This window comes from Rhizobium sp. BK379 (assembly GCF_014193955.1).
In the GTDB taxonomy this organism is placed as follows: Bacteria; Pseudomonadota; Alphaproteobacteria; order Rhizobiales; family Rhizobiaceae; genus Rhizobium.
Genome location: NZ_JACIAD010000006.1, coordinates 76,471 through 98,073, shown reverse-complemented (window position 1 = coordinate 98,073; position 21,603 = coordinate 76,471). Strand labels below are relative to the sequence as shown.

Sequence of the window (21,603 nt, the reverse complement as noted above, 5' to 3'; positions counted from 1 at the left end):
GATAGAGGATCCCGACCATGAACCAGATGACCGGCGCCAGACTGTCCCCCGATCTGACGGGGGCCAATGTTGAGGATGCGGGCGAGCACAACAGGGCCGTCGTGCTGCGTTGCGTCCATCGGCAGGCACCGATTTCGCGTGCCGAAATTGCGCGGCAGACCGGGTTTACCAAGCCGGCGATCGCACGGATCGTCGATCGCCTGCTCGACGAGGGCCTGATCATCGAGGCTCGCCGGCGCCATGGGTTGAGAGGCCAGCCGGCAATCGAGCTCGAAATCAACCCCGATGCGTTTTTCGCCATCGGCATCAATATCGATCGCGATCACCTGACGATTGTCGCCGTCGATGCCGTCGGCAACGTGCGCGCCCGCGTTCACCATGAAAAGCGCTATGTGCGCCCTGCCGAATTCATGCAGCTGACGGCCGACGCAATATCGCATTTCCAGCGAAGCCGGCTGATCGACGACGCGCACCTGGCCGGCATCGGGCTCGCCATGCCCGACTGGCTCGGGGAGATCCCCTTCCTCGGCATGCCCGAAGACTATTCGGAATGGATGGAATTCGACGTACGCGCAGCACTCGAAAACCTGACGCAGCATCCGGTTTTCATCGAAAATGAGACCAATGCGGCCGCACTTGCGGAGCTCGACTATGGCCTCGGGGCGGAAAGCCGCAGCTTCTTTTATATCGCCATCAATGCCTGCCTCGGCGGAGGGCTCGTTCTCGACGGCAATGGCCATCGCGGCGCCATGGCGCTGAGCGGCGAAATCGGCTGGCTTCCGATTGCCGACGACCGGGACAAGACCGCACCGAAGGTCGATCTTCTCGGCGAGGTGGTGACGATGTTTTTTCTCTACAAGTTTCTTGGCGAGCACGGCGTCCGTGCAAGCGTGCCTCAGGATCTCCTGACGCTCGATGCGCGCGGCAAGGCTCTGGTGTCGAAGTGGCTGAAGGAAATGAGCGCTCACCTTGCCGTGGCGGTCAAGCATATCGGCATGATCGTCGATCCCGACGCCATCATCATTGGCGGCAGGCTGCCGATCCGCATGATCGACGAGTTGCTGCGGTACGTTCACGAACATCTGACGGCTGGAGACAACACTCTGCCTACGCTGCATCGTGCCTCGATCGGCGAGGATGCTTCAGCACTCGGTGCGGCGGCAATGCCGATGGCAGCGGCCTTGATGCTGGCATCCGCCGATGCTGTGCAACGCACCCGATCGCCCCTCAAATTCATGGATCGCTTGAACAATTAATACGGCCGGCAGGGCCGCTGGGAGGATTTTGATGAAGATTGGCTTTTATACGTCGACATTCAACGACCGGCCGCTCGAGGAAGTGGTGCATTTCGCGGCCTCTGCAGGTTTCGACGCGATCGAAATCGATATCGGTGGCCATATCAAGACGCCGGACAAGGTGCAGGCTGCCGTCGCACTTGCCCGAGACCACGACCTCTTCGTCTCCTCGATTACCTATTTCGGCAACCAGCTCGATGCCGACAGCGGCAAGCGCAGCGCGCTTCGCGTCCGAACGGAGGAATTTGCCCAGGCGATCGGCGAAGCAGGCGTGCCTATCTTCGTGATCTTTCCTGGACGCGACGACAGTGCCGATGACGAAGCCAACTACGATGATTTTGCCGCCTTTGCCAACGAGCTGATTGCCAAGACGACATCAAGCGGTCTCGTCTTCGCAATCGAAAACTGGCCCGGCCCCAAGGATAATTTCGTCGGGACGACGCCGAAGGGCTGGCAGGAGCTCTTCAAGCGCATACCAAGCCTCCGCTTCGGTCTTGAATTCGACCCGTCGCACCTCATCCGCATCGGCGTCGATCCCTATGCGGCAATGGACGCGGTCAAGGATCGCATTGCCATTCTCCATGCCAAGGATACCGCAATCGATGCCGCCGCCCAGCAGGCCGTCGGCTATCACGGCAAGGGCTGGTGGCAATACAAGCTGCCGGGCAAGGGCCTTCTCGACTGGCAGCGCTTCCTGCGCCAGGCGCGGACCAACGGCTTCGACGGTACGCTTTCGATCGAGCATGAGGACGCCGCCTACGGATGGCCGGGCAAGGATCTCGAAGCGCGAAAAGAGGGGGAACGCCTCGGCCTCGCCTACCTCAGAAAAGTGTTGGACAAGCTCTGAGAGCGACTGGGGAGGACAAAAATGGCTCATGTTAGAGTGAACGATGCGCGCAAGGATTACGGTGCCTTCAAAGCCATCAAAGGTGTGTCGGTCGATATCCGTGACGGCGAGTTCGTCGTTCTCGTCGGCCCCTCGGGCTGCGGAAAATCCACCCTTCTCAGGATGATCGCGGGTCTGGAAGACATCAGCTCGGGCCAGATCCAGATCGGCAAGCATATCGTCAACGAGCTGGCGCCGAAGGATCGCGACATCGCCATGGTGTTCCAGAACTATGCCCTCTATCCGCATATGACGGTCGCCAAGAATATGGGTTTCTCTCTGCGGCTGAAGCGTATGGCGAAGACGGAGATCGATCAGCGCGTCGGCAATGCCGCCAAGATCCTCGGCCTTGAGGCCCTTCTGGAACGCTATCCGAAGCAACTGTCGGGCGGTCAGCGGCAACGTGTTGCCATGGGCCGCGCGATCGTTCGGGACCCTGCCGTCTTCCTGTTCGACGAGCCGCTGTCGAACCTCGATGCAAAGCTCCGCGTCCAGATGCGCACGGAGATCAAGGAACTGCATCAGCGGCTGAAGACAACAACCATCTACGTCACACACGATCAGATCGAGGCGATGACAATGGCGGACAAGATTGTCGTGATGAAGGACGGCCTGATCGAGCAGTCCGGCTCGCCGCTCGAACTCTACGATCGCCCGAGCAACCTCTTCGTCGCCGGTTTCATCGGCTCACCCGCCATGAACTTCATCAGGGGGAACATGACGAATGAAGGTTTCCGGACGACAGACGGGCTTATCCTGCCGAGCGAGCGGCGCCCTTCCGGCGCCGTCACCTACGGCATTCGCCCCGAGCACCTCGCGCTCGATCCCAACGGGATCGAGGTGACGACTGCCGTGGTCGAGCCGACGGGATCCGAAACATTGGTAATTGCCCGTCTTGGCACCCAGACCATCAGCTGTGTGTTCCGGGAGCGGATCAGAGCAGCCCCCGGCGATATCCTGCGGATCGCCCCGCTCCACGATGCCGTCCATCTGTTCGACGAAGGCGAGCAACGCATCACCGTTGGCGAACCGGTGTTGAACTGATTGCATTTGACGGGGGCGGACGGCGTGATCGAGCGGACGCCCCCCGAAATCAGCAATTTGATCTTCTTTCACGGAGCTGTGCCAACGGGCAAAATGAAACTGAATGCAGATTATGCCGTGGAAGCGGCATGACCTCGAGAATCCGGGAAGAATCACAAGCACACAAAAGCCTTGTGTCCGGTGCTTAAAAAGCTCTCGTCAGAGATCGAGAAGCAGATCACCACCATTGTGATCGTTGCCACCGCTACGAATCTCCCGCTGCTTTGGGCTCGCCGCCTCCTTGCCCTTCCTGGTACCCGTCTTTCTGCCCTTCGGAGGGAGCTCCGCTGATAACTCAAGGAGTTTTGCGGCGGGCTTGGCAGGTCCCGGTATCGTGGTGGCAGCCTGCGCTTCTATCCCGTCGGTTTCCTTCTCAGCAGTAGCGCTGGACGTGTCCGATAGCTCGATCTCGGATCGTGGGGTGGCGTTCGGCTTTGCAATCTTGATCGATGGGGCAGCGTCCTGCAGTGTCTTCGGCGCGAAACGTATCATAAATGCGTACCTTTTCATCTGTTCTATTTTTGTTCTCATTGAAAGGCGCATTTGTCAACCTGGCTGGCGGCGCAGCGCGGTCAGAAAATGTTCGACTTCGAAGCGGTCGGAGGGCGTGGCGAGCCCTTTACAGGCCTTCAGATAAAAGGGGGCACCGTTCAAGCCTCCGCGCGTCCCCTCCCCGACAGCCAAGCCGCAACCTATATCAAGGCGGATTCCGATCCGCAGTATTGGCTACCCTTGCACGGAGACATGTATGAGCCAAGATCCATACGAGCTTCTCGGCGTGAAACGGGAGGCCACCCAGAAGGAAATTCAGGGGGCATTCCGCAAGCTTGCCAAGAAGCTTCACCCAGATCTGAACCCGGGCGACAAGAAGGCCGAGGCGAAGTTCAAGGAAATTTCTGCCGCCTATGAAATCCTGAGCGACGAGGAAAAGCGGGGCCGCTTCGATCGTGGCGAGATCGACATCACGGGAGCCGAACAGGCGCCCCGTAGCTATTATCGCGACTATGCCTCCTCAAGCGGCCCCGGCAGCGCCTATCACAACGGCGCCGGCTTTGCCGATTTTGGAGACGCCGACGATCTCTTCTCAAACTTCTTCTCCCGCCGCTCTGGCGGCGGCAGCGCCGGCGGCGGCCAGTTTCGCTCCCAGGGCCATGACCGGCGCTTCTCGATGGAGGTGGATTTCCTCGATGCGGTGAATGGCACGCAGAGCCAGGTGAGGTTGTCGGAAGGGCCGGCGCTCGACGTCAAGATCCCACCCGGCACGCGGGACGGCCAGACGCTGCGCCTGCGCGGCAAGGGCGAACCCGGTTTCGGCGGTGGGCCTGCCGGCGATGCTCTGATCGATATCCGAGTTCGCCCGCACCGTTTCTTTACCCGCGACGGCGACGACATCCGCCTCGATCTGCCTGTCACGTTGAGAGAAGCGGTTCTCGGTGGAAAGGTGCGCGTGCCGACGCCTTCAGGGCCGGTCAACCTGACCCTGCCGGCCAATTCCAGCAGCGGCAAAGTCCTCCGGCTCAAGGGCAAGGGTGTCGCCAGGCGTGGCGGCGACGCAGGTGACATCTATGTTACGCTGAAGATCATGCTGCCCGAGCAACCAGACGAACAACTGACCGCCTTCGCAAAGGACTGGGCGGCAGCCGACACACAGGATCCGAGAAAGAACATGGAGGCTTGACCATGGACGATCGCGAATTCCGTCTCTACCTGAAAATAGACGTGACTGAGCTCGATCTATGGGTCGAGCAGGGTTGGCTCGCCCCCGATATTTCCGAGGGACGGCGTCGGTTCCGGGATGCCGATCTTGCCCGCGCCCGCCTGATCCTCGACCTCACGCGCCAGATGGGCGTCAACGAGGCCGGCGTCGATGTGGTCATGGAGCTCGTCGATCAGCTCCATGGCATGCGCGGCTCGATGCGCAGCCTTGTTCTCGCGATCAACAGGCAGGAGGCCGCAATCCAGCAACGTCTGCTCGACACCCTCGAAGAGCTCGACGACAGCGTCCGCTGATAGCTTCCTCGATGGCCTGAAGATCAGACTTTGCACGGCATGAAGGACGGCTGAGCGGGCAAGCCAGCCTCCCTGTTCTGGCGGAGAGCTTCTCTGCCCTGGCAGGTCCCTCATTGAATAGAAGTAGAAGCAAAGGAGCGCGGGCGTGAGCCGTCTTTGACAAACGTCAATGCCGGTTTGCCGCGATTTCAGCATCATAGCATCATGACGATGAGGAACAGGTCATGAAAGCTATGATCCTGGAAGCGATCGGGATGCCTCTGCGCCCGGTCGACCGACCGGAGCCCTTACCCAGTAGAGGACAATTGATGCTGAGGGTCGAAGCCTGCGCGGTGTGCAGGACGGATCTTCATGTCTGCGACGGCGATCTTCCGAACCCAAAACTGCCGCTCGTTCCCACACCAAAACCTGTCAGCTCAAAGATGCGAATGCAGCACTTGACGGTTTGCGTGCCGCCGCCTCAGCGGCGCCGCTGTCCTGACGCCTTGACCGAACGCGGCCCAGTTCTGGCGGCACGTTTGGGAGCCGCTTCCAACGGGCCTTACTCGCGTTTTCTCAATCCGCTCAGCCGATAGGAGATGGAAGCCTGCATCTGCGCATCAAAAGATGACTATGTTACTCTTGTTTTTTCTCGGGCAAGCGGGTTATACCGCCGGCACCCTCAGAATCCTCATGCTGGGTTCTCGAAGAACAGGAAGTTTTCATGAAGGTTTTCAAGTCCCTTACGGTGCCCGGGCTCGCAGCCATGATCGGCCTGATCGCGACGCCGGCATTCTCCGCACCGACCCAGTATCCGCTGACGCTCGACAATTGCGGCGCGAAGGTCACCCTCACCAAGGCTCCAGTGCGAGCCATCGGACTTGGCCAGAACAGCGCGGAAATCATGCTGCTTCTTGGTCTGGAAGACAAAATGGCGGGTACTGCGTTCTGGCCAAGCAAAGTTCTGCCTGATCTCGCCGAAGCCAATGCGAAGGTCAAGCTTCTGTCCGTCGAGTTTCCGACCTTCGAGTCGATTCTGGCGCAAAACCCGGATTTCGTGGCAGCTGCCTTGCCAAGCCTGGTCGGACCGACGAGCAAGGTCGCCAAGCGAGAGGACTTCGACAAGGTCGGTGTGCCAAGCTACATTTCGCCCAGCACCTGCCTCAGCACCGAAAAGGTCAAGGATCAGTATGGCAGCCGCGACCGGCTCTGGAACATGGACCTGCTTTACCAGGAGATCGACGAGCTTTCGCAAATATTTGACGTCGCCGATCGTGGCCAGGCGCTGATTGCCGACTTCAAGAAGCGTGAAGCGGCATTGCGCGCCAACGCATCCAGGGACGGCAAGCAGCTTTCCTACGTCTTCTGGTTCTCCAGCCAGTCCCCTTCCGCAGACGCCTATCTCGGCGGCAAGAATGCCGCCTCCGGCTTCATCGCCGATCTTCTCGGCGGGAGGAATGCCATTAGCGCGGATGCCGAATGGCCGACGCTCGGCTGGGAAAGCATCATCGCAGCCAACCCCGATGTCATCGTCGTGGCTACTCTCGACCGCAACCGCTGGGAACTCGACAAGCCGGAGGCCAAGATCAAGTTCCTGAACAGCGACCCGGCCGTCAGCCAGATGCCCGCAGTGAAAAACAAGGCAATCGTCATCATGGATGGCCAGGCGATGAATCCGACGATCCGCACGATCTACGGCGCCGAACAGGTGGCCGAACAACTGAAAGCGCTCGGCCTGACCAAGTGACCGCCGCAAACCGCCTCCTCCGGCAGGCTACGCCCTTCGCCCTGCTCCTGTTGGCCTCCCTTGCGGCGGTCGGCCTGGTCATCGGCATCAGTGTCGGCATCGGCGATCTGCCGATCCCGCTGACCACGACGTTTGCCGCCGTCACCAACAGGCTGGGATGGACGGCGGTCGAACTCAACCGCATCCACGAAACCGTGATCTGGGATTATCGGCTCAGCCGCGCACTCGTGGCGGCTTTCTGCGGCGCGGGACTGGCGCTGTCGGGTGCGATCATGCAATCGCTGCTTCGCAACCCGCTGGCCGAGCCCTATGTGCTTGGAATCTCTGCCGGTGCGTCCACCGGTGCGGTTGCCATCGTCATCCTCGGCGTTGGTGCAGGTGCCGTTTCGTTGTCGGCCGGAGCTTTTGCCGGCGCATTTGCGGCCTTCTTTTTCGTGGCCCTGCTATCCAACGGCACGCGTGGCGGTGCCGACCGGACAATTCTTGCCGGCGTTGCCGCTTCGCAGCTCTTCAACGCCGCCACATCCTACGTGGTTACGACATCAGGCAACGCGCAGCAGGCGCGCGATGTCATGTTCTGGCTGCTCGGCAGTTTCGGCGGCGTGCGGTGGCCGGAATTCATGCTCGTTTCTGCTGTCGTCGGCTTTGGGCTTGTTGTCTGCCTAATGCATGCCAGGGTTCTCGATGCTTTTGCTTTCGGTGATGAAGCGGCCGCATCTCTCGGTGTCAACGTCGGCCGGGCGCGCATCGTGCTGTTTGCGCTGACCGCAATGATGACGGCCACGATCGTCAGCATGGTCGGCTCGATCGGCTTCGTCGGTCTTGTCGTGCCGCACGCGGCCCGCTTCGTCGTCGGGCCGCTCCATATCCGGCTACTGCCTGCCTGCGCCGTTGCCGGCGCAATCTTCATGGTCCTTGCCGACATTGCTTCGCGCGCGCTGATCCCGCAGCAGGTCCTTCCGATCGGGGTCGTCACCGCGCTGGTTGGCGTTCCCTTCTTCTCCGTGATTCTCTACCGGTTCCAGCGCGCATCATGAGCATCAAAGCCGAAAATCTCGTCTGGAAAATTGGCAGGAAGACCATTCTTGATGGCGTCTCCTTCGAAGCGAAATCGGGAAAGATGCTCGGCCTGCTTGGTCCGAACGGTTCCGGAAAGACCTCGCTTCTGCGGCTTCTCGCCGGCCTGAAACAACCCAATTCCGGGCGCATCTCACTCGATCTGCAGGATATAGGGACCATCGGACGCCGCACGATCGCTCAACGCGTCGCCTTCGTCGAACAGAATGCGACAACCAACGCCGATCTGAAGGTCATTGATGTCGTCAAGCTCGGACGCTTTCCGCATCGCTCGATGTTTTCCTGCTGGACACTCGCTGACGATCACGCCATTGAGGAGGCCTTGACGCGAGCCGGCATGACCGACAAGCGTCATGATCGCTGGCAGAGCCTGTCCGGTGGGGAAAGACAGCGCACCCACATTGCACGGGCCCTGGCGCAGTCGCCGAAAGAACTGATCCTCGATGAACCGACCAATCATCTCGATATCCAGCACCAGATCAGCCTCATGCGGCTCGTCTCCGGTCTGCCGGTCACCAGCATCATCGCGCTGCACGATCTCAACCATGCGGCCATGTTTTGCGACGAGTTGATCGTCATGCAGAGGGGGACGATCGTCGCCTCCGGCACGCCGGCCGAAGTCTTGACCGAAGAGGTTCTCAGGGAGGTTTTCTCGGTGGATGCACGCGTCGAAGTCTCAGCCTATCACGCCCGGCCGCACATCCACTATCTCCGTTGACGACGCGGCGTCGCCGAGACAGACCTTCGCATGGCCTGCCTGCAGGGCGATCACGTTGCCTTGCTTGACCTATCGCTCCGATTTCAGCTCGCGCAGAGCTTCTTCAGCGCCTTCTCCACGCCCTTGCGAAGGGCAGCCGAAATTTCGGGTTCGAACGTCGTGACAACGTCGCCGAACTCTCCCCTTGCCTCGATGATATCGATCGAGCTTGCGTTCATCGCACAGGTCGCAAGATTTGCCTGCAGGTGAATTCGAGCCTTCGCCGAAAAGCCGCCCTTCAGAGGGGAGCTGTCCGACGTCTTGCATGCGAGCGTGCCGAGTGCGCTTGCCTCGGCCACATCACCAGCCACTCTGATCTCGATCGTGTCGATCTTAACGAAGTCGAGCTTGTCGATACCCAGTTCGACCTTCACGCCCAAAACCGGCTGACTGACCTTCAAAGGCTTACAGGGTTGGGCGGCCTCGATCGCTCGCTCGAGGACATTGGCGGCGGATGCGGGAGAGTTCAGAGATGGGGCAGCGACAAGGGCCATGCCGAGCGCCATGCACGCCAGATGTCTCCAACCGTTCCTGTATCCCTTGCCGCGGTGCTTCATGTTGCCGGGCGAACCAGCCGGCCAAGATACGGTTTTCGAACCGATGTCAAAATGATCGACAGGCATACTCTTCCTCAAGTCGAAGTGTGTCTGGCGACATCAGAATACAGCGTCTCCACGCAAAGGAAAGAACGTTGCATCAGGTCGTCCCCTGTAGCGCCTTGCCCGTGGTTCGGTCACCCGTTCACAGAGGCACGTCGCCGTTCGGCGAGATCATCAGGATCGGACGCTTCCCGCAGACGAAGGACAGGCGGGCGGAGTAATGCCGCGGGGTTCCGGCACTATCTCCGCCCGTCCTCGGCCAAAGCGGCCGGCCGATTTCGGGCGCCTTTCAAACATTCGCGAAGCGACTACACGACGCCGGGGCTAGCTCTTCCGTCAACGTGCCATTGCAGGCTTCGACCTCTTTTCCGTCCACTGCGGCGGAGCCCCATATTTTGAGGCAAGCGCGCCAAGCAGCCCGGGTGCGCGACCGAAAGCATCGCAGGCGGCATATTTCGGCTTTCCGCCAAGCCAGGAGCGAGCGCGTTGCCTCGACGGAAGTGAAAGGTTCAGTCCCTTCGGTTCCTTTCCGGCGATCAGTACCCGTGAAAAATCGCCGGCAAATTTTGTTGCGAGACCATAGGCGTCCCCAACCTCGGAAACGCGAGGATTATCCTGAATGGAGTTTGCGCCACGCGCCCACAGCATTGCAGCATTCTGCATTCCCGTGGCATCGACAGCTTCGGCTTCGACCGCCAGGCCGCCGAGACCGAAGGGGAGGCGCGGTACGCTCACAGGCAGGGCAAAGCCCGAACCGACACTGACGACGGTCGCGACCCCGGCAGCGGCCTTGTTGGTGGGAACGATGTCGGCGACGACCGAGCGAACGGTCAGATCCGCAGGCTGGCCGGCCGGGACCATCTGGTATTTGTCACTCAGCGCCACGCAAAGCGCCCTGTCGAGAGCATTGGAAACCAGGGACCGGTCGGCTTCGGACTTGATCTTGGACGCAGCACCGAACGAAAAGACGGTCGGGACGATGGCGACGGTCTTCACACGTGCCAGCTGCTGCCCGTCGACATAGAGCCGCTTTTTGGCAAGCGTCCCCTTCGATGGACCGAGATTGTTGTAGGAGACGAGCGTTCCCGCTTCCTTGAGTGGCACGGCAGCGCATCCGGAAACGGTTGCTGTTGTCAGTAAAGCAATAAATGCCAGGAGCGACGCTCTGGACGGCTGGTTGAAAAGCGGCTGGCTGAAAAATCGACGACGTGAATGCGAATTGCTGGGCATGTCTCTCGTTGGCCTCCGGTCATGACGATGACCGGACCCTCGAATCAAACAATTGCGACACAATTACATTGCCCGCCGCTCACCATATTTTAGCTGTGGATGAACCCGGCGCGCGAGTGCTCCAACGTCCATCCGTCGTTGCCGCCGCTCTTTCGCCTATCGAAAGCGTTACAAGCGGAAACACAAATCCAGTCATGCTTCCGCAATTATCGGAGCCCAAATGAAGAGCCATGCTGGCTGAAAATGGCTGGCATGATCTCATCGGCTTTCAACTAGGAACAACGCATGGCCTCAAAACGAGCGGCAGGACCAACCGCGGCATTCGCGGTTATCGCATCCATTCAAAATGCCGTCGTGATCGGCATCGGCACGGTGCGAAGGCTGATCATTCTCTTCGGGAGGCTCGTCGGTGCAGACATAGCAAAGGCGCGGATGGCGGGCATGAACCTGCGACCCGAATTGTTTGAATCCGCAAGACGGATCGGCGTTTAGCCATGAGACGCAAGACCATGCTTCACCTGCTCGCGAACCTGTTATTCGCGACCATCCTGTTCGGTGCGCTTCTCGGCGGACCGATCGTGATGCTCATTTTGTTTTCGGAGCGGCTTGCACTGTGAGGATGCACAAACGATAGATTGGATATCAGATGCATTGCGATCTTTCCTGCTTTCGCAAACATGCAGCATGAACCGGCACGTAACGGTTATGCGGAGAGATAATGCCGGCCGCGATGGAGAATATCTCCACAAATCACCCGCGGCATCAGGATATCACCATATTCTCCCCACTCACTTTTCTCCTCAATCGCGACCCGCCTGAGAGGGTCATTCTCACGCAAAGGAACACCGAATGCGCATAGTTCGCTTGCTGCGCGACTACTCTGTTTGCCGATTTTTCATACCATTGATCGCCTTCTCGATTTTCGCCGGTGCGCCAGCGCAAGCCGAAGAACCTCTTTCCAGCGTGATCGCCGACGGCAAGCCCTGGGAAATGGTTGTCGTCAAACGAAGAGCCTCGAACATTCTTGTGTTTCGTCCAGATGGCGGCGGGACCATCAGCGACAGCCTGGTGAGTATAAGCCCAACGTGGAGGGCCGCGCCGGGCGGGATTTGCATTAGGCCACGGCCGGGAGATGCCGAGAAATGCCTTCAATTGACGCGGACGAAAGCCGGTATCGAAGCATCGCAGAGCGGCAAGACCGTTTGGGTGCTCAAGCGATGAAGATATTCACGCAATCAGGATTCGACATTGGCGGCGGGAGACCCCATACGCCACCGACGCTCCGTCCCCGAGCCTGAACCTATGCAGCTATGGGCAATGCCGCTCTGACCTAGCCCCGGCGATCTGCTCTACCGGATCTCCGGCCGATCGACGATGAACAACGGAATTCAGCCGGCTGTTGTTTATGAGCGGCATCCTAGGAAGGCTTTCGCACCGTTGGCTGGCTCATGACATGCGATTGCGCTCGTCTTGAACCGCTTAAAAGTCCCGAAGATCCAGATGATTGTTGATCTCGGGAGCGTCTATCCGATAAGTGAGGCGGTCAAATACGGATTCGGTTACTTTGCCATCGGCAGGCGCCCGAGAAAAAGGTAGAAATGCGCTACTTCATTACGGGAACGGCAGGCTTCATCGGCTTCCATCTGGCACGCCGGCTGTTGCAGGATGGACATGAGGTAACCGGCTTCGACGGCCTGACACGCTATTATAATGTCAGGCTGAAGGAGATGCGTCATGCCGCGCTGGCGCAGTATCCTGCCTTCCGCCCCGTCATCGCCATGCTCGAAGACAAGGCAGCGCTGGAAGCCGCCATTTCGGCTGCAAAGCCGGATGTTCTCATTCACCTCGCCGCACAGGCCGGCGTGCGTTACAGCAACGAAAATCCGCACGCCTATCTGCGTTCGAATATCGAGGGCTCCTGGAACATTCTGGAGCTCGCCAGTCGCATCGAGCTGCGCCATCTCATGCTTGCTTCGACCTCATCGATCTACGGCGCCAATACGACTGTCCCATTCCGCGAAACCGACCGCGCCGACGAGCCTCTGAGCTTCTATGCCGCCAGCAAGAAATCGATGGAGGTGATGGCGCACAGCTATTCGCATCTCCACAAGATTCCCACCACGGCCTTCCGTTTCTTTACCGTCTATGGCCCCTGGGGCCGGCCCGATATGGCGCTCTTCAAGTTCGTTAAGAACATGATCGAGAACAAGCCGATCGAGATATACGGCAACGGCAATATGAGCCGTGATTTCACCTATATCGACGATCTGGTTGAGGCCGTGGTCAGGTTGTCCGGTATCATTCCCTCGGAAACCAACCGCGTCGCCGATGCGGGAATTGAAACCCTTTCGCATCAGGCCCCCTTCCGCATCGTCAATATTGGCGGCGGCCAGCCGGTCAGCCTCATGGACTTCGTCGAAAACGTGGAAAACGCGATGGGGCATGGAGCAAAACGTATCATGCTTCCCATGCAGAAGGGCGACGTGCCGCGCACCTTTGCAAGCCCGGATCTTCTCCACGCCCTGACGGGCTATCGACCGGAAACCTCTTTAGAAACGGGCACCAAGGCTTTCGTCGAGTGGTATCTGGAAGCCAGGCGGGAACTCGGCACGATCGACACCTAAGCTTCTGACGGCCATCACGGTGCCCCGATGCGCTTGAGGCAGTATGAAAAATGCGCGTCAGGCTCGAGCGTCAGAAACTCGAAGCGCCAGCCACGCTCGACGCAGAACTTGTTGACCGCCTCCACGACCCCGTAGACCACCGGTTTGACTGTGTTCCCCGTGCAGAAATCGTGCCCGGCAATACGGCCGTCCTGCTTCACTTTGCGATCTGCGAGCAGAAGCTCCTCCCATGTCAGCGCAAAGGAATGATCGGTATCGATATAGACCCAATCGAAGGTCTCGTCATCGAATTGTGACAACATGTCGAGCGACGTGCCCTGTCGAATCACAACACGGCCTTCAGTGATTTCCGATCCGAATTTGCCATTGATGATCTCGAGGCCTTCTGAGTATCGATCCATGTTCCAGGGATCGATGAGGTGGAGCTGCCTCGGCTGGTTTCGTGCCAGTATCTCCTCGCTGAAGGCACCCTCCGCAACACCTAACTCGGCAACGACCCCACCTTTCGGCAGATTGTCGAGAAGCTTGGCACGATCGGGCAGCAATCTCGCCTGCTCCGTGTGGACATATTCTAAAAAGGTCCGGGGGGTGCTTTGCCGAAGGGCCGCTCGCTGCTCTCGCGTCGTCATTTTCGCTCCGAATTTTTTCAACCGCACCTCTACAGAGAATACCCACAGTGGGGAAGAGCGACACCCACAAGCAAATTGCGCAGAAACTCAAAAAGAGGCTTGCGGTTCTTTATCAATATCGTTAGAGACGCTTCACCGAACGATGACACAGAGCATCGAGGGCGATTAGCTCAGTTGGTAGAGCGCCTCGTTTACACCGAGGATGTCGGGAGTTCGAGTCTCTCATCGCCCACCATTTCCTTTTCAAAAATCCTATATTTTCCTAATGATTTCAGCTTGTTAAGCTCCGTCAACGGACGCAAGTCCCCTCACCTGCGAGCCCCAAATGGCCGTTGATTCTAAAGGGAAACCTGAAACGCTCCCCTCACCTTTCAAGCTACCGATACAAGCGAAATCCACGCTCGAGCCGGCCTTTTCGCGGCATAGCCTCATTCTTCTCGTTTTATTCTGATAGATCGAGAACGAGGCTCAGGAGGGGGACGTATGACACGAATTCGGCGCCGTAGATGCGCCGGCAATATAACGTATTCGGAGGAGGCAAGGCCGATCACCCCTGCGCGGATCAAGCGAGCATTGGACCGTCTTGCGGAAATTATCGTGCAGTTGGGTCACGAGGGTTACAAGTACTTGCCGATTTATAAACGGCTAGAAACTGAGTTTGCACAAATCCGAGATCGTGCAACTGATATGGTCCGGCTTCGCGCACACGCTAAACGGTCAAGGATCGAGCCGTCCGAATAATCGTGCAAGACAAGTTATCACAGGGGTCGTTTCAGCAGACAATCAAGTTGATGTTCGGCAGCGTGCAGCGGATACTGCCATCCATCCCACAATTCGAATAAATCGTGCGTGACGGCCACCCCACATGGCGCAACTGCCGCGACAGGCGTGTCAGCAGGCATCTCGACGTATCCCTCTGCAGTGTCACCCTGGCATGCTCGACGCCGCGGAATTGCTTGCGGTCATTGTCACTTCCTTTGGTGTGGTGAGGTAGGAGGCGGACGTGCGTCCCGATACAGGCCCTCGAGGGGGATGGCCGGCATCCCGCGTAGTCAGCCTTTCAACTCCGCTGTGTCTTTCTCCGTCAACCGTCGAGTTGAGATATCGCTGCGAAGTACTGCAAAAGGCCTCGCTTAAGTGACAACTAATATCTACGCTTGCCGCGAGAGTTAGCATTTGCGATAACAACGTGTAGTGGCGCGAGTCGAGCGCAGCTGAATGCAATCTTGTTGCGTACCTTTGGGAGACATCGTGGCAGATCTAGCAATTTTTCTTCCTCGTCCAGCGACCGGCGTCTGGACGTGGTACAAGCGAGGCGGAGACGTTCTTGTCTTCATCGCGATTTCCCTATCCATGGCTATCTTCATTGGGCAGGAACAAATCATCTCGCGCGGCGATGTTGTCTATTGGCTACTTGTTGGTCCCAGTCTTCTTATGCCGCTGCTTCGCTTCAGGCAGACACTCGAGAACCTTCTTTTCGGGAAGGCGCGGCCAATCGCTTTTTTCGGAATTGTCAGCGCCGTCTGGTTAATCATCCAGCGGGATTTTGGAGCTATCCCACCTGTCTTTCTGATCGTGTGGGTCGCAGGATGGGCGTGCCGAGACGAGGTGGGGATCAGCGCCCGAGCGGTTTTCGCTCTGACCTTGATATTCTACAGCACCGGCTGCATTTCCTTTTTGATGCAGCCTTCCTATGAGGAACAACCGTGGCTGATGCAGCATATAGCTCCGCCGGAAGCTGCCAAAGGGAATAGCGTCGAACTTGCTTTGCCCGAACAAGATCGAGATGGTTTGAACATCAACGCTTGGGGTATCTTGCCGAATCAGACTGCAGTCGCATTCCAGCCATGGCGTATCTCGGCAACTCCAAACATCGCCACATCTGGAATATTCTCGCTACTGATCCTCCTGGTGATTGTCAGACGCTTTCGTCCAAACCCGTTGGAGATGGCGACGGCGGCATCCGCACTCTACTTCGCGACCTTGTCATTCGTTCGAGCTGTTTTCGTCAGTTTGGCACTATTCTCCGCAACAATAGCAATAATGAGCCTGTTGCCGCAGCGCCCGCGCCTCAGAGTTGCTGTTGCGCTTTTTATGACCATTGGAATTACCATCCTAGTCGCCTTATCGCCAATCCTCTTATATTCGCTGCAGGACTGGAGCATCGTGTCGCGCATGTTCCTACGCGGGCAGACCGATATGTCGGCTACTGACATCTACCGCCAGATGTATCGCCCCTGGCTCTGGGGGGAGCACATGAAGTTATTTTGGAGCAGCCCCTATCTGATGGGGTATGGAAGCGAACTTGCTGCCAGTGCGCTGAAAAACATCATCAACGCTGGACAGGTGCGATCGGACTCCGTTTCATTCCTCACCCGCATGGTGGCGACATACGGCATCCCCGCTTTCGGGATTATCGTCTTCTTGATCGAGCGGTGCTATCGCCACGTCAAGGATAACGATGTATGGGCGGTAGCGGTGTTGTCGGTAATGGTATGGTTGATGATGAGTTGGGGAAGCATATTCCATCCCAGCAACGGGATGTTTGCTCTAGGTTTCCTACTCATCGGCAATGGGTCTCAAGCCTTCTCACGCAGCAAAACATGCGGAGAGGAAGAATAATACCAACAAAACGGAAACCCAACCAGAGGACAATTATGGTTCGCATCTCTGCTATCGTTATCGCAGGTGTATGCATTTTCGGCCTCGTGTTAGCATTTACCGCCGACATGCGCGAACCAATTCAGTGGCCCGAAATTCACGCCCCAAAAACAGGCCGGCTCGTGAACGTGGTGCCTGCCCTCCATATATCTTCTGAATCGCCCTAAACGGAGACATCATTGAGCTCCTCGGAACTTTGCGCGCGTCTCAAAGTTGAGTGCAAGGATCGTGTGGCAACGTATTTCGTACACTGCCCGCCCTGTTAGTTCCCCCGAAACTAGCCCGATTCGGCGGGCTTTTTCTGCCGACGCAGGTGGCCGGAAGTAGCTCTGTCCGTCGAACCGGGCCTTGGCCAGTCACCGCCGGCTCATCCTAAATCGGATTACCAATTTCAGGGGAGGCAAGGTCAACCTCACCGTTGAAAACTCCTTTTCCCCTATCGAGGCGCGCTCGCGCGCAACGCTGACGTGACTCGAAGGCGACGAGCTTTTTATTGCCTGTTGTGTTGAGCAAAGCGCAGACCTTCCAAGAGCCTGCTCAACTCGTCGATACGACTATCTCGGTTGAAATCCTTTTCGCTGAGCATAAGTCCATTACGCCCCATCTGAGACCGATCGTGCTTACTCATACTCATCATCTTAAGTACAGACTTAGCTAACGCTGCCCCGTTGCCCGCGGGAGAAGCAAAGCCAGCGCGGGCGCGGGTTAGGACATTTGCGCCCTCACCATTTAGCATGGCGAGGATGGGTAGCCCTTCGGCGAGGTATGATTGCAATTTTCCGGGAATAGTCATCGAGAAAATCGGCTCTGCTTTCAATGAAACGAGCAATGCATCGGCGTGCATGTAAAAGGATCGCATACGCTCAAGCGGAAAGCGACCCGGAAGCAGAACGCAATCTTGTAGCTGGCGGCGCTCTACCTCCTTGCGGACCCAAGAAGCCATCCTTCCGTCACCGACAATGATCCAGCGAACCGCCTTGTTGTGTTTCAACCATTCCGCAGCATCCAGAACAGCGCCGAAATCTTGAGCTTCCCCGATGTTCCCTGTGAAGACAATGGAGAATTTTTCTCTATCTGCAGGAATTTCGGAAGCTGGCTCCTCCTCAACATTGCAGTCGACCTTATCGGCCCAGCTTGGAAAATAAGCTATCTTGTCTGGCAGTTGATCGAAGCGCGCAATTTCGGGGACGAAGCTGCGTGATTGTGCAAGTATCAAATCGCAACGGTCGTAGATAAATTTGACAACCTTCCCGACCTGCCTCAGTACAAACTTTGAGCGGACCGCGCCAGTGGCCTCTAGGCTCTCAGGCCATAGATCCAATACCCAGAAGGCAACCGGTGCTTTTTTTAACCAGCGCAGGGCGATGGCGGGAAAGCCGACAGAAATAGGCGACGGTTCGTATACGAATATTGCGTCGAACTTTCTGCCCCGCAGCTTGAATGCGCCAATGAGCGAGGCGCAAAGAGCAAAGCTTGTATAATTGAATAGCAAAGTGATCGCCCGCGCTCCCCTTGCCAACATCGGTATCCTGACAACCGGAATCCCGTTATAGCTGGCGAACGCGGATGGATCCTGCAAATATTCCGGAAAGATTTTGCCGGAGGGATAGTTGGGTTTTCCAGTCAGCACGGTGACCTCATGCCCGCGATCAACGAGACCAGTCACAAGATCGTTGATTCTGAACCCTTCCGGCCAAAAATATTGTGTAACGACGAGGATCTTCACAACGGTCCCGGCCTATTCAGTCGTACGCCAGACGAGACGGTTCACGTAATCCGTGTAGCTATAGATGACCCTAACGACCTTGTCGGAAACGTTTGGCATGCTGTAGTCAGACACCAGCCTGAATGCGCGGCCTGTGGACGAATGCTGTGCTTCAACCACATCAAGCGCCTGCAGAATGCGAGTTTGCGACAGCCCTGTCATAACAACGGCGGCCTCTTCCATACTCTCGGGCCGCTCATGGGCCTCACGAATATTCAACGCGGGAAAATTGAGTATTGATGCTTCTTCACTGATTGTACCGCTATCAGACAACACGACGCGTGCATTCTGCTGAAGGTTGACATAATCAAAAAAGCCAAGTGGCTTTGATATGTTGATCAAAGGATGAAACGGTAGTCCGGCCGCGTCAATTCGCTTTCGCGTCCGTGGATGGGCGGAGACGATCAACGGTATGGCGTAGCGCTCTGCAATTGCATTCAAGGTCTCAACCAGCTTTTTAAAGCTAACGTCGGGCTCGATATTTTCCTCTCTATGAGAGCTCACCACAAAATATCGCCGTGGCTCCAAGCCAAACCGGCTCAAGACATCGGATTTCTCAATTGAAGGCATGTAGTGATTGAGAACTTCAAACATCGGGCTGCCTGTCTTTATCACACGGTCGGGTGGCAAGCCCTCGCGCAGCAAATATTCACGCGCGATGGTCGAATAGGTCAGATTGATATCGGCTGTATGATCAACAATCTTGCGATTGATCTCCTCGGGTACGCGCTGATCGAAGCATCGATTCCCGGCCTCCATGTGGAATATCGGGATCTTGCGCCTCTTTGCGGCGATCACAGACAGACAACTGTTGGTATCCCCTAAAACCAGCAAGGCCTCGGGTTGGACAATATCTAAGACGTCATCGCATGCAGCAATGATCTTTCCGATGGTCTCGGCCGCATTCTTTCCTGCAGCGTTCAGGAAATGGTCCGGCTTGCGAACGCCAAGATCGTTGAAGAAAATTTCATTCAGTTCGTAATCATAGTTCTGTCCGGTATGGACGAGCACGTGATCACAATGTTCGTCCAATTTTGCGATGACGCGCGACAACCGAATGATTTCGGGTCGCGTGCCAACAACCGTCACAACTCTCAATTTTTTCTCGGGCATTTCAGACCTGCTTGACGATTGTATCTGGCTTTTCCGGATCGAAGTTTTCATTCGCCCATAATAGGACGATCATCGTGTCCTTACCGACATTAGTAATGTCATGTGCCCAGCCTGGGACAGTCTCAACAATGCGAGGCGTGCTCCCCTCGGTGAAAAGCTGCGCCGTCTCGTTGCTCAAGACATGACGGAACCTGAACTGCGCCTTACCTTGGACCACGAGAAATTTCTCGTTCTTTGTATGATGGTAGTGTCCGCCGCGCGTCACACCAGGATGGGCTGTAAAGAACGAAAACTGGCCGGCATTTTCAGTTCGGAGCATTTCGGCAAACTCGCCCCGCGGATCGCGGTGAGTGACGAGATCATACGCGAAATGCTCCGGCTTCATGAATGAAAGAAACGTTGCGTAAAGACCTCGCCGCAGCCCGTCGCCGACCCCGCCGGGGTTCAGCGTCTCTCGACTAACGTGAAAGGACCGGAGCGTCTCTGCCAGTTCACCAACGGTTGTTGAATAGACCGGCTTAACAGACGGATATTCGTTCTCGGGCAGGCCGTTCTCAAGGCGATCGATGAACTCTGCGACCAGATCATCGATGTAGACGAGTTGCATCGCTGATGCAGGATCGTGGATCGTGATAGGCAGGCCATTCAAAATGTTATGGCAGAACGTCGCCACCACAGAATTATAGGCCGGTCGGCTCCACTTTCCGAAGACGTTCGGCAGACGATAGATGGCGCATCCCACCCCGGCTCTAGAGGCATATGCGCGAATGACCTTTTCTGCCTGTTGCTTGCTGCGCCCATAAGGATTGTCACTGAGGGCCTGGATCGATGAAGTGTATATGACCGGAATTTCGGCCTTGAGGTTCTCCAGCGCTTGGCAGAGACGCTCGGTGATCCCCACATTGCCAATCGCAAATTCGGTATCATCCAGTGGTCGGTTGACGCCTGCGCAATGGAAGACCATAGACGCCCCCTCGAGCACACTTGCCATTTTTGCAACATCGAGATCCCGGGCAACCTCTCGAACGTCGATGCCCCGTTCTCGAAGCCGAACAGCCAGATTTGTGCCGATAAAACCGTTTGCACCGGTGATGACAACCGTCCTGCTCATACATCGAACCTTATCGGTTTGCCTGCCCGCAGTTGCTCGACGAAACTGAGCTTATGCAACAGCTTGATCATGGCATCGACATCCAGCCGGGTCGTCGTGTGCGAATTATAATCTTGGCTTTCGGAAATCTTCGCTTCGCCCTCTTCGACATATTTCGCGTAATTCAGATCGCGAAGGTCGGGCACAACGCGAAAATAATCGCCAAGATCCTCAGCCGAGGCCATCTCCTCGGCGCTAAGAAGCGTTTCATAGAGCTTCTCACCGTGGCGTGTTCCCATGACCTGTACGGGATGAGACTGGTTATTCGTGACAGTCCGGATAGCTTCAGCGAGTACTTCAATTGTCGCTGCCGGTGCTTTCTGGACGAAAATATCGCCGTTGTTGCCACGCTCGAAAGCATAGAGGACAAGATCGATGGCGTCATCGAGCGTCATCATGAACCGGGTCATTGCGGGGTTCGTGATCGTCAGCGGACTGCCCGCCAGAATCTGCTCGACAAAAAGCGGAATAACCGATCCGCGCGAAGCCATAACATTGCCATAACGCGTACCGCAGATCACGGTACCATTGTTGAGATTCCTCGACTTGGCAACCATGACCTTTTCCATCAACGCCTTGGAAATTCCCATGGCGTTGATCGGATAGACCGCCTTGTCTGTGCTCAGGCAGACGACACGCTTGACGCCGTTGATGATTGCGGCCTCAAGCACATTTTCGGTGCCGAGCACATTCGTTTTGACCGCTTCAAGCGGATGAAACTCACATGACGGGACCTGCTTCAGCGCTGCTGCGTGAAAGATGTAGTCGACGCCGCGCGTGGCGTTCAGAACGCTTGAATAATCCCGCACATCGCCGATGTAGAACTTAAGCTTGTCGTTGTTGAACGCCTTGCGAACGTCATCCTGCTTTTTCTCATCACGGCTGAATATGCGAATCTCACGTATCTCGCTGTCCAGGAAACGGCGCATCACTGCATGACCGAATGAACCAGTGCCACCGGTGATCAGGAGACAAGCGTCTGTAAACATCTCTTCCAC

General features: G+C 57.1%; 21 protein-coding genes, 1 tRNA gene and 1 pseudogene. 15 read left to right on the top strand and 8 right to left on the bottom strand.

The annotated features are described in order from the left end of the window. The first annotated feature begins 17 nt into the window (after window positions 1–17). Genes FHT93_RS24480 through ugpC form a run of 3 tightly spaced genes read left to right on the top strand, consistent with a single transcriptional unit; the run spans window position 18 to window position 3,225 of the window. Entirely contained in the window at window positions 18–1,256 is a 1,239-nt protein-coding gene (locus FHT93_RS24480) for an ROK family transcriptional regulator (protein WP_183849814.1), read from the top strand. Between the two features lie 31 nt (window positions 1,257–1,287). Next, entirely contained in the window at window positions 1,288–2,142 is an 855-nt protein-coding gene (locus FHT93_RS24475; protein ID WP_183849812.1) for a sugar phosphate isomerase/epimerase family protein, read from the top strand. 21 nt (window positions 2,143–2,163) lie between these two features. Beyond that, window positions 2,164–3,225, top strand: a complete 1,062-nt coding sequence (gene ugpC / locus FHT93_RS24470) for a sn-glycerol-3-phosphate ABC transporter ATP-binding protein UgpC (RefSeq protein WP_112971511.1) — start codon at window positions 2,164–2,166, stop codon at window positions 3,223–3,225. A 198-nt stretch (window positions 3,226–3,423) separates the two neighbouring features. On the opposite strand, the gene FHT93_RS24465 is transcribed toward ugpC, so the two are convergent. Next, on the bottom strand, window positions 3,424–3,807 hold the full coding sequence (locus tag FHT93_RS24465) for a hypothetical protein (RefSeq protein ID WP_246781719.1): 384 nt from the start codon (window positions 3,805–3,807) through the stop codon (window positions 3,424–3,426). Between the two features lie 205 nt (window positions 3,808–4,012). On the opposite strand from FHT93_RS24465, the gene FHT93_RS24460 reads away from it, so the two are divergent. The 6 genes and pseudogenes from FHT93_RS24460 (at window position 4,013) to FHT93_RS24435 (ending at window position 8,795) form a co-directional block, all read left to right on the top strand. After that, complete coding sequence (locus FHT93_RS24460) at window positions 4,013–4,942, top strand: J domain-containing protein (RefSeq protein ID WP_183849811.1); 930 nt, start codon at window positions 4,013–4,015, stop codon at window positions 4,940–4,942. Window positions 4,943–4,944: 2 nt separating this feature from the next. Next, window positions 4,945–5,274, top strand: a complete 330-nt coding sequence (locus tag FHT93_RS24455) for a chaperone modulator CbpM (RefSeq protein ID WP_183849809.1) — start codon at window positions 4,945–4,947, stop codon at window positions 5,272–5,274. Between the two features lie 224 nt (window positions 5,275–5,498). Beyond that, window positions 5,499–5,672 (top strand): annotated as a pseudogene (locus FHT93_RS24450) (alcohol dehydrogenase catalytic domain-containing protein); the annotation flags it as partial. A 305-nt stretch (window positions 5,673–5,977) separates the two neighbouring features. After that, window positions 5,978–7,000, top strand: coding sequence for an ABC transporter substrate-binding protein (locus FHT93_RS24445; RefSeq protein WP_183849807.1), 1,023 nt, complete (start codon window positions 5,978–5,980; stop codon window positions 6,998–7,000). Further along, entirely contained in the window at window positions 6,997–8,037 is a 1,041-nt protein-coding gene (locus FHT93_RS24440) for an iron ABC transporter permease (protein ID WP_183849805.1), read from the top strand. Before FHT93_RS24445 ends, FHT93_RS24440 begins: the two co-directional genes overlap by 4 nt. Continuing rightward, a complete protein-coding gene (locus FHT93_RS24435) occupies window positions 8,034–8,795 on the top strand; it encodes an ABC transporter ATP-binding protein (RefSeq protein ID WP_183849803.1) in 762 nt (253 codons plus the stop codon). Before FHT93_RS24440 ends, FHT93_RS24435 begins: the two co-directional genes overlap by 4 nt. Before the next feature lie 83 nt (window positions 8,796–8,878). On the opposite strand, the gene FHT93_RS24430 is transcribed toward FHT93_RS24435, so the two are convergent. Then, a complete protein-coding gene (locus FHT93_RS24430) occupies window positions 8,879–9,340 on the bottom strand; it encodes a hypothetical protein (RefSeq protein ID WP_246781718.1) in 462 nt (153 codons plus the stop codon). 429 nt (window positions 9,341–9,769) lie between these two features. Continuing rightward, window positions 9,770–10,663, bottom strand: coding sequence for a DUF3313 domain-containing protein (locus FHT93_RS24425; RefSeq protein WP_183849799.1), 894 nt, complete (start codon window positions 10,661–10,663; stop codon window positions 9,770–9,772). Window positions 10,664–10,948: 285 nt separating this feature from the next. Here FHT93_RS24425 and FHT93_RS24420 point away from each other — a divergent pair, with 285 nt between their 5' ends. The 4 genes from FHT93_RS24420 (at window position 10,949) to FHT93_RS24410 (ending at window position 13,287) form a co-directional block, all read left to right on the top strand. After that, window positions 10,949–11,155 carry a hypothetical protein gene (locus FHT93_RS24420; RefSeq protein ID WP_113212117.1) on the top strand — a complete coding sequence of 69 codons (207 nt, stop codon included), beginning with the start codon at window positions 10,949–10,951 and terminating at the stop codon, window positions 11,153–11,155. A gap of 2 nt (window positions 11,156–11,157) precedes the next feature. Continuing rightward, window positions 11,158–11,280 carry a hypothetical protein gene (locus tag FHT93_RS35960; RefSeq protein WP_281413580.1) on the top strand — a complete coding sequence of 41 codons (123 nt, stop codon included), beginning with the start codon at window positions 11,158–11,160 and terminating at the stop codon, window positions 11,278–11,280. 232 nt (window positions 11,281–11,512) lie between these two features. Further along, window positions 11,513–11,884, top strand: a complete 372-nt coding sequence (locus tag FHT93_RS24415; RefSeq protein WP_183849797.1) for a hypothetical protein — start codon at window positions 11,513–11,515, stop codon at window positions 11,882–11,884. 377 nt (window positions 11,885–12,261) lie between these two features. Beyond that, window positions 12,262–13,287 (top strand): NAD-dependent epimerase/dehydratase family protein, encoded by a 1,026-nt coding sequence (locus FHT93_RS24410; RefSeq protein ID WP_183849795.1) that lies wholly within the window; start codon window positions 12,262–12,264, stop codon window positions 13,285–13,287. Between the two features lie 14 nt (window positions 13,288–13,301). Here FHT93_RS24410 and FHT93_RS24405 read toward each other — a convergent pair whose 3' ends face one another. Further along, on the bottom strand, window positions 13,302–13,916 hold the full coding sequence (locus FHT93_RS24405) for a class I SAM-dependent methyltransferase (protein WP_183849793.1): 615 nt from the start codon (window positions 13,914–13,916) through the stop codon (window positions 13,302–13,304). A gap of 159 nt (window positions 13,917–14,075) precedes the next feature. Between FHT93_RS24405 and FHT93_RS24400 the strand changes: the two genes are divergently transcribed. Beyond that, window positions 14,076–14,151 (top strand) — tRNA-Val (locus tag FHT93_RS24400). 1,016 nt (window positions 14,152–15,167) lie between these two features. Continuing rightward, window positions 15,168–16,538, top strand: coding sequence for a hypothetical protein (locus tag FHT93_RS24395; RefSeq protein WP_113015604.1), 1,371 nt, complete (start codon window positions 15,168–15,170; stop codon window positions 16,536–16,538). A gap of 529 nt (window positions 16,539–17,067) precedes the next feature. On the opposite strand, the gene FHT93_RS36045 is transcribed toward FHT93_RS24395, so the two are convergent. Genes FHT93_RS36045 through FHT93_RS24375 form a run of 4 tightly spaced genes read right to left on the bottom strand, consistent with a single transcriptional unit; the run spans window position 17,068 to window position 21,594 of the window. Then, the gene (locus tag FHT93_RS36045) at window positions 17,068–18,303 is read right to left on the bottom strand and encodes a glycosyltransferase family 4 protein (protein WP_113015605.1); all 1,236 of its coding nucleotides are present in this window, start codon (window positions 18,301–18,303) and stop codon (window positions 17,068–17,070) included. A gap of 12 nt (window positions 18,304–18,315) precedes the next feature. Then, window positions 18,316–19,455 carry a UDP-N-acetylglucosamine 2-epimerase (non-hydrolyzing) gene (wecB, locus tag FHT93_RS24385; RefSeq protein WP_113015606.1) on the bottom strand — a complete coding sequence of 380 codons (1,140 nt, stop codon included), beginning with the start codon at window positions 19,453–19,455 and terminating at the stop codon, window positions 18,316–18,318. A 1-nt stretch (window position 19,456) separates the two neighbouring features. Then, window positions 19,457–20,566: an NAD-dependent epimerase/dehydratase family protein gene (locus FHT93_RS24380; RefSeq protein ID WP_113015607.1), complete on the bottom strand. Its 1,110-nt coding sequence runs from the start codon at window positions 20,564–20,566 to the stop codon at window positions 19,457–19,459. Next, on the bottom strand, window positions 20,563–21,594 hold the full coding sequence (locus FHT93_RS24375) for a polysaccharide biosynthesis protein (protein ID WP_113015608.1): 1,032 nt from the start codon (window positions 21,592–21,594) through the stop codon (window positions 20,563–20,565). The genes FHT93_RS24380 and FHT93_RS24375 overlap by 4 nt, the downstream gene beginning before the upstream one ends. Window positions 21,595–21,603 lie beyond the last annotated feature (9 nt).

Bases quoted from the DNA above. Each gene is read 5' to 3' on its own strand.
- FHT93_RS24480 (WP_183849814.1), top strand. From the start codon at position 18: ATGAACCAGATGACCGGCGCCAGACTGTCCCCCGATCTGACGGGGGCC.
- FHT93_RS24475 (WP_183849812.1), top strand. From the start codon at position 1,288: ATGAAGATTGGCTTTTATACGTCGACATTCAACGACCGGCCGCTCGAG.
- ugpC (WP_112971511.1), top strand. From the start codon at position 2,164: ATGGCTCATGTTAGAGTGAACGATGCGCGCAAGGATTACGGTGCCTTC.
- FHT93_RS24465 (WP_246781719.1), bottom strand. From the start codon at position 3,807: ATGCGCCTTTCAATGAGAACAAAAATAGAACAGATGAAAAGGTACGCA.
- FHT93_RS24460 (WP_183849811.1), top strand. From the start codon at position 4,013: ATGAGCCAAGATCCATACGAGCTTCTCGGCGTGAAACGGGAGGCCACC.
- FHT93_RS24455 (WP_183849809.1), top strand. From the start codon at position 4,945: ATGGACGATCGCGAATTCCGTCTCTACCTGAAAATAGACGTGACTGAG.
- FHT93_RS24445 (WP_183849807.1), top strand. From the start codon at position 5,978: ATGAAGGTTTTCAAGTCCCTTACGGTGCCCGGGCTCGCAGCCATGATC.
- FHT93_RS24435 (WP_183849803.1), top strand. From the start codon at position 8,034: ATGAGCATCAAAGCCGAAAATCTCGTCTGGAAAATTGGCAGGAAGACC.
- FHT93_RS24430 (WP_246781718.1), bottom strand. From the start codon at position 9,340: ATGGCGCTCGGCATGGCCCTTGTCGCTGCCCCATCTCTGAACTCTCCC.
- FHT93_RS24425 (WP_183849799.1), bottom strand. From the start codon at position 10,663: ATGCCCAGCAATTCGCATTCACGTCGTCGATTTTTCAGCCAGCCGCTT.
- FHT93_RS24420 (WP_113212117.1), top strand. From the start codon at position 10,949: ATGGCCTCAAAACGAGCGGCAGGACCAACCGCGGCATTCGCGGTTATC.
- FHT93_RS35960 (WP_281413580.1), top strand. From the start codon at position 11,158: ATGAGACGCAAGACCATGCTTCACCTGCTCGCGAACCTGTTATTCGCG.
- FHT93_RS24415 (WP_183849797.1), top strand. From the start codon at position 11,513: ATGCGCATAGTTCGCTTGCTGCGCGACTACTCTGTTTGCCGATTTTTC.
- FHT93_RS24410 (WP_183849795.1), top strand. From the start codon at position 12,262: ATGCGCTACTTCATTACGGGAACGGCAGGCTTCATCGGCTTCCATCTG.
- FHT93_RS24405 (WP_183849793.1), bottom strand. From the start codon at position 13,916: ATGACGACGCGAGAGCAGCGAGCGGCCCTTCGGCAAAGCACCCCCCGG.
- wecB (WP_113015606.1), bottom strand. From the start codon at position 19,455: ATGCCCGAGAAAAAATTGAGAGTTGTGACGGTTGTTGGCACGCGACCC.
- FHT93_RS24380 (WP_113015607.1), bottom strand. From the start codon at position 20,566: ATGAGCAGGACGGTTGTCATCACCGGTGCAAACGGTTTTATCGGCACA.
- FHT93_RS24375 (WP_113015608.1), bottom strand. From the start codon at position 21,594: ATGTTTACAGACGCTTGTCTCCTGATCACCGGTGGCACTGGTTCATTC.